The sequence below is a fragment of the Bacillus sp. C30 genome (genome assembly GCF_040838255.1).
Lineage (GTDB): Bacteria > Bacillota > Bacilli > Bacillales > Bacillaceae_G > Bacillus_A > Bacillus_A mycoides.
This window is the reverse complement of sequence record NZ_JBFPJH010000169.1, coordinates 1-7,165: the sequence shown is the minus strand read 5'-3', so window position 1 is coordinate 7,165 and position 7,165 is coordinate 1. Positions and strand designations below refer to the sequence as shown.

General features: G+C 35.8%; 5 protein-coding genes. All 5 read right to left on the bottom strand.

Annotation, left to right across the window (positions count from 1 at the left end):
* Positions 1 to 256: 256 nt before the first annotated feature.
* Complete coding sequence (gene gyrA, locus AB3X49_RS15130; protein ID WP_002034984.1) at positions 257 to 2,728, bottom strand: DNA gyrase subunit A; 2,472 nt, start codon at positions 2,726 to 2,728, stop codon at positions 257 to 259.
* Positions 2,729 to 2,816: 88 nt separating this feature from the next.
* Positions 2,817 to 4,739: a DNA topoisomerase (ATP-hydrolyzing) subunit B gene (gene gyrB / locus AB3X49_RS15125; protein ID WP_002034986.1), complete on the bottom strand. Its 1,923-nt coding sequence runs from the start codon at positions 4,737 to 4,739 to the stop codon at positions 2,817 to 2,819.
* A 38-nt stretch (positions 4,740 to 4,777) separates the two neighbouring features.
* The gene (gene recF / locus AB3X49_RS15120; RefSeq protein WP_002016486.1) at positions 4,778 to 5,905 is read right to left on the bottom strand and encodes a DNA replication/repair protein RecF; all 1,128 of its coding nucleotides are present in this window, start codon (positions 5,903 to 5,905) and stop codon (positions 4,778 to 4,780) included.
* Between the two features lie 12 nt (positions 5,906 to 5,917).
* On the bottom strand, positions 5,918 to 6,130 hold the full coding sequence (yaaA, locus tag AB3X49_RS15115; RefSeq protein WP_367963092.1) for a S4 domain-containing protein YaaA: 213 nt from the start codon (positions 6,128 to 6,130) through the stop codon (positions 5,918 to 5,920).
* A gap of 128 nt (positions 6,131 to 6,258) precedes the next feature.
* Positions 6,259 to 7,165 (bottom strand): DNA polymerase III subunit beta (dnaN, locus tag AB3X49_RS15110; RefSeq protein WP_367963090.1); only part of this gene is annotated, 907 nt, incomplete at its 5' end.

The window sequence follows — 7,165 nt, the reverse complement described above, 5'->3', positions numbered from 1 at the left end:
ACTCTCCAATAAAGTTAGTTTGTCTAGCATCTAAAAATAAAAATTGACGTTTCACATTGTTTGTTTCGTTTAGTTTTCAAAGTTCAACATCGCGTTTCAGCGACTTTCATAATATATCATAGTATATTATTTTCGTCAACAAGTTTTTTTCGATAACTTGTATCTCTCATTTGCTGACTTTTCCTATTATATACACTTTCCTATTGCTATGCAAGTATTATTATAAAAAAATAAGAGGGGGGAGAAATCCCCACTCTTACTCTTCAGACGAATCCTCTTCATTAGATTCTTCTTCTTCATCTTTTTGCGCTTTTGCTACTGTCGCTACCTCTTGCTCATCTTCTAATCGAATTAGACGAACACCTTGTGTATTACGTCCCATTTGAGAAATTTGATCAACCGGCATACGAATAATAACGCCTGCTGCTGTAATTAACATAATGTCTTCTTCACCTGTTACAGACTTAACCGCTACTAACTTACCGTTTTTATCTGTAATATTACAAGTCTTCAGACCTTTACCACCACGACTTTGCAGGCGGTATTCATCAATCGGTGTACGCTTTCCATAACCATTTTTGGTTACAATTAGAACATTTACATCCTCTTCGACAATTTCCATACCTACAACTTGATCTTCATCACCTAATGTAATTGCTTTTACACCAGCCGCATTACGTCCCATTGAACGCACATCTTGCTCATTGAAACGAATTAACATACCGTTACTTGTCCCAACGATAATATCCTTATCACCAGATGTTAAGCGTACAGAGATTAATTCATCCTCTTCACGAAGAGAAATTGCAATTAAACCATTTGTACGTATATTGGCAAATGATGAAAGTGGTGTTCTCTTAGAGATACCTTGTTTCGTTGTAAAGAATAAGAACTGGTCGTCACCAAATTCACGAATTGGAATAATAGCGTTGATCCACTCACCCTTATCTACCCCTAATAGATTAATAATCGGTATACCTTTTGCTGTACGACTATACTCTGGAATTTCATATCCTTTTGTACGGTATACTTTACCCTTGTTTGTGAAGAATAAAATATGATCATGAGTAGACGTTGTTAATAAATGTTCGACAAAGTCATCATCATTCGTACCCATTCCTTGTACACCACGTCCCCCACGGTTCTGTGTTTTGTACGTAGAAGCCGGTAACCTCTTAATATAACCATTATGAGTAAGTGTAATTGCGATATTTTGTTCTGGGATTAAATCTTCATCCTCTATAGCTTCCATACCGCCAATTGTAATTTCTGTTCTTCTCTTATCATTAAAACGCTCTTTTACTTCAGCTAATTCCTCGCGAATAATTTCAAGAACTTTTTCTTCGTCTGCTAAAATTGCTTTTAACTCTGCAATTATCTTCATTAAATCTTGATATTCTTGTTCGATTTTTTCGCGTTCTAATCCAGTTAAACGTTGCAAACGCATATCTAAAATCGCTTGCGCTTGTTTCTCACTTAAGCCGAAACGTTCCATTAAACCTTGTTTTGCAATATCAGCTGTTTTTGAACTACGGATTAAAGTAATAACTTCGTCAAGATGATCTAAAGCAATTCGTAAGCCTTCTAAAATATGAGCACGCGCTTCTGCTTTCTCTAATTCATAAGCAGTACGTCTACGAATCACTACCTTTTGATGCTCTAAATAATAATATAGATTTTGTTTTAAATTTAAGACTTGTGGCTCTCCATTTACAAGAGACAACATATTAATACCGAAACTTGTTTGGAGTGCTGTATGTTTATATAGATTATTTAATAGTACATTGGCATTGGCATCACGACGTACTTCCATAACAATACGCATACCATTTCGATCTGATTCATCACGTAAATCTGTAATACCTTCAATTTTCTTATCACGAACTAGTTCTGCGATCTTTTCAATTAATCGCGCCTTATTAACTTGATAAGGTAGTTCTGTTACGATAATAGTTTGTTTACCATTTGCTCTCTCTTCAATTTCAACTTTAGCACGAAGTATAATAGAACCGCGACCTGTTTCGTAAGCTCTTCGAATTCCACTTCGCCCTAAGATTAAACCTGAAGTTGGGAAGTCTGGTCCAGGAATATATTCCATTAATTCCGCGATAGTGATATCAGGGTTATGACTTAACGCCAACACACCATCAATTACTTCTCCAAGTTGATGCGGTGGAATGTTTGTTGCCATACCAACCGCAATACCCGTCGTACCATTGACTAATAAGTTAGGGAAACGCGCTGGTAATACAACTGGCTCTCTTTCAGAACCATCGTAGTTATCTTGATAATCAATTGTATTCTTTGTAATATCGCGTATTAATTCCATAGAAATCTTAGACATTCTTGCTTCTGTATAACGCATTGCTGCCGCTGAATCTCCATCAACAGAACCGAAATTACCATGTCCATCAACAAGCATGTAACGTTGACTAAAATCTTGTGCCATACGTACCATTGTTTCATAAACAGCTGAATCACCGTGCGGGTGATACTTACCAATTACTTCGCCGACAATACGCGCCGACTTCTTATATGCTTTATCAGCTGTAATTCCTAAATCATTCATCGCATATAAAACCCTACGATGAACTGGTTTTAATCCATCACGAACATCTGGTAATGCACGAGACACGATAACACTCATTGCGTAATCTAAAAATGATGTACGCATTTCATGACTAATATTAATTTCTCGAATTCGTGCTTGTTGTTGATTGTCTGACATCAACGAGCACCTCCTCTTACATTTCCGTTACACATACATTGATTTATATGTAGAAGACAGGAATACTTAGATTCCTGTCATTACTCACTTAAATATCAAGGTTTTTCACGTATTTTGCATTTTCTTGGATAAAGTTACGACGCGGCTCTACTTTATCACCCATCAAAATTTCAAATGTTTCATCCGCTTCAATTGCATCTTGAAGAGAAACTTGAAGTAATGAACGTACTTCTGGGTCCATTGTCGTCTCCCACAGCTGAGTTGGATTCATTTCCCCTAGACCTTTATAACGCTGAATCCCAGGCTTAGGTTGAGCTGGTAATTCAGCTAGTATTTTTTCAAGTTCTTTATTGTTATAAGCATATTGAATTTTTTTACCTTGTTGTACTTTAAACAACGGTGGCTGTGCGATATATATATATCCACACTCAATGATTTGACGCATATAACGATAGAAGAACGTTAATAATAGGGTACGAATATGTGCACCATCAACATCGGCATCTGTCATAATAATAACTTTATGATAGCGAGCTTTTTCAATAGCAAAATCCCCACCAATATTTGTACCGATTGCTGTAATAATTGTACGAACTTCATCATTTGATAAAATCTTATCTAAACGTGCCTTTTCAACGTTAATAATTTTACCCTTCAGTGGTAAAATCGCTTGAAAATGACGATCGCGTCCTTGTTTTGCAGATCCGCCCGCAGAGTCACCCTCCACGATATAAATTTCGCTAATTGCTGGATCTTTAGAAGAACAATCAGCTAGCTTCCCTGGTAAACTTGAAACTTCTAGAGCGCTCTTTCGGCGCGTTAGTTCACGAGCCTTTTTAGCCGCTACACGTGCACGTGCTGCCATAGTCCCTTTATCTATAATTTTACGTGCAACATTGGGATTTTCTAGTAAGAACTTTTCAAACGCCTCTGAGAATACAGACTCTGTAATCGTTCTCGCTTCACTATTTCCAAGTTTCGTCTTTGTTTGTCCTTCAAATTGTGGATTTGGATGCTTAATTGACACGATTGCTGTTAAGCCTTCACGAACATCTTCACCAGTTAAATTACTATCCGCATCTTTTAAAATATTATTTTTACGACCATAATCGTTAATTACACGTGTTAGAGCAGTCTTAAAACCTACCTCATGTGTACCGCCTTCATACGTATGAATATTATTTGTAAATGAATAAATATGATTTGTGTAGCCTTCGTTATATTGAAGAGCAACCTCAACCTGAATCCCATCTTTTGAACCATCAACATATACAGGTTCTTCATGAATCGGTTGTTTTGAACGATTTAAATGTTCAACATATGATTTAATTCCACCTTCATAATGGAATTCTTTCTTTTGCTTATGTTCACGCTTATCTTCAATTGTTAATTTAATATTACGATTTAAAAACGCCAACTCACGCATACGAGTCGCTAATGTATCAAATTCGTATTCTGTCGTCTCTGTAAAAATTTCTGAATCTGGCTTAAAGCGTGTGATCGTTCCTGTACGATCAGTTTCACCTATTACTTTTAAATCTGCAGCCGGGACCCCACGTTCATATTTTTGATAGTGTATTTTTCCATCTCGATGTACAAATACCTCTAATTCTGTTGATAAAGCATTTACAACAGATGCACCTACACCATGCAAACCACCAGAAACTTTATAACCACCACCGCCAAATTTACCACCGGCATGGAGTACCGTCATAATAACTTCTACAGCGGGACGTCCCATTTTTTCTTGTATACCAACAGGGATACCACGGCCATCATCTGTTACAACAATACTATTATCTTCTTCAATACTGACATTAATTTCATCACAATATCCTGCTAAAGCTTCATCAATACTGTTATCAACAATTTCCCATACGAGGTGATGAAGACCTTTTCCACTTGTAGAACCGATATACATACCAGGACGCTTTCGAACTGCCTCCAGTCCTTCTAACACCTGAATCTGACTTTCATCATATGCATTTTCCTGCATTTGCTTTTGTTCCATTGACACAAAGATCACCTACTTTTCCATTTAAACAGAAATTATTTTCTGTCTATTTCACAATCTACCGTGCCGTTCGTTACATGAATTGTTTTCGCTTCTTTCAATGTTTCGTGTTCAATTCCCTCGACACTCGTCGTTGTCACAAAGGTTTGTACTTTTCCTTGAATTGTATTTAGCAGATGCGATTGACGATAATCATCTAATTCTGATAACACATCATCTAGTAAAAGAATTGGATATTCCTTAACCTCTGAGTATATCAATTCAATTTCAGCCAATTTTAGGGATAGTGCGGTTGTTCGTTGTTGTCCTTGTGAACCAAAGACTTGAACATTTTTACTATTAACGAAGAATTGTAAATCATCACGATGAGGACCAAGTAAAGTTGTACCACGAAAAATTTCACGTTGTTTCACAGATTGAAAACTTTCATAGTATACTTCTTTTATTTTCGACAAATCCATTGATTCTGATACATCTACACTTGGTTTATAAACGATTTCTAACTCCTCTAATCCCCTGCTAATTCCGCGATGAATTGGAGCAGCCCATTCTTGTAGTAAATGCAAAAACTCAAAACGTTTTCGCAAAATTTTTGCACCATGCTCAATAAGTTGAAGTGTAAATACATCCAACATCGTTTCCTCGTTTTTACTATTCCCTTGCATCTTCTTAAGTAAATGATTTCGTTGCGTGAGTACCTTTTGATATTGACTTAATTCATACAAATAGACCGGAGCTATTTGTCCAAGTTCCATATCCAAAAAGCGTCTTCGTACTTGAGGACTTCCTTTTACAAGATTTAAATCTTCTGGGGCAAACATAACAACATTCATTTCACCAATATACTGGCTCAATTTTTGTTGTTCTAACTGATTTAACTTTGCCTTTTTACCTTTTTTTGAAATATTTAATTCTAAGGATACTGAACTATTTCGCCTTTGTAATCTACCTTTTATATTACCATAATCCTCATCCCAACGGATGAGTTCACGATCGTTCGAAGTTCTATGAGATTTCGCCATCGCCAATACATAAATAGCTTCCATCAGATTCGTTTTCCCTTGCGCATTTTCACCAATAATTACATTGACTTTATCCTCAAAGGAAAGCTCTAAATGCTCATAATTGCGATAGTTTTTTAATTGTATTTCTGTAATAAACAAAGGGATCCCCCTTTATGCCTGAACTTGGAAAGTTCCGCTTCCCGGAATTTCAACAATATCATTTGCATATAACTTTCGGCCTCTTCTATCTTCAAGTTCTTGATTCACGTATACTTCATATTCTTGTAAGAACCATTTCACAGCGCCACCTGTATCAATTACATCAGCTAACTTTAAAAATTGTCCTAGTGTAATGTATTCTGTTGAAATCTTAATAAGTTTCATAAAATCGCTCACTTTCTGAAAGTGTTCATTCTTTCATTGTACTAAATAAACTAGCATTAGGAAAGTAATACCCCACAAATCAAATAAGGGTCACTAGTACCTTTACACTAGCAACCCTTAATCCTTACTTAGTAAGTACGGACTGGTAAAATTAATTGGATAATGGAATCATCATTTACTGTGCGAATTAAAAACGGTCTCATCGCTCCAGTAAAGCTAACTTTAATTTCTGTACTGTCTAAAGCCTTTAATGCGTCCATCATATATTTTGCACTAAAAGATATTTTTAATTCTTCTCCATCTACATTTTCACATTGAACCTCTTCTACTACTTTTCCGATTTCTGGTGCATTCGAAGAAATCTCTAACATCTGTTGTTCTAATGTCGATAATTTAACAACGTTGTTACGACCATCTCTTGCTAACAGCGACGCACGATCAATCGCTTGTAAAAATTCTTTTGTATTTACAAATATATCAGTTTTACTTTCAGCTGGAATTAAACGCGTTGTATCTGGATAATTTCCTTCTAATAATCTTGAGAAGAATAATAAATGTTTTGTACGGAATAATACTTGATACTCCGTAATAACGATATCTACCATTTCTTCAGATTCATCTAGAATTTTACTTAATTCACTTAAGCTCTTACCAGGAATAACGACATTCGCTTGAAATTCATCGGCAATATTATACCCTTCGATTTTTGCTTTACGAAGTGCTAGTCTGTGACTATCTGTTGCAATGCAAGTTAGCTCGCTGTTATATACCTTCCAGTTTACACCTGTCAAGATCGGTCTTGTTTCAGAACTTGAAACTGCAAATACTGTTTGACGAATCATGTGCTTTAGTAAATCTGTTGGAATCTTAAATACATGATGTTCTTCGATTTGTGGTAATAACGGATATTCAGCGGCATCTAAACCATTTAAGTTGAACTCTGATTTTCCAGATTTTATTTTTGTCATAAAATGATTTTCCACAGAAATTTCGACAGTTTCTTTAGGTAATTTTTTTACGATCTCACTAAAATAT

Coding starts and splice junctions, on each gene's coding strand:
- gyrA (WP_002034984.1), bottom strand. CDS start 2,728: ATGTCAGACAATCAACAACAAGCACGAATTCGAGAAATTAATATTAGT.
- gyrB (WP_002034986.1), bottom strand. CDS start 4,739: ATGGAACAAAAGCAAATGCAGGAAAATGCATATGATGAAAGTCAGATT.
- yaaA (WP_367963092.1), bottom strand. CDS start 6,130: ATGAAACTTATTAAGATTTCAACAGAATACATTACACTAGGACAATTT.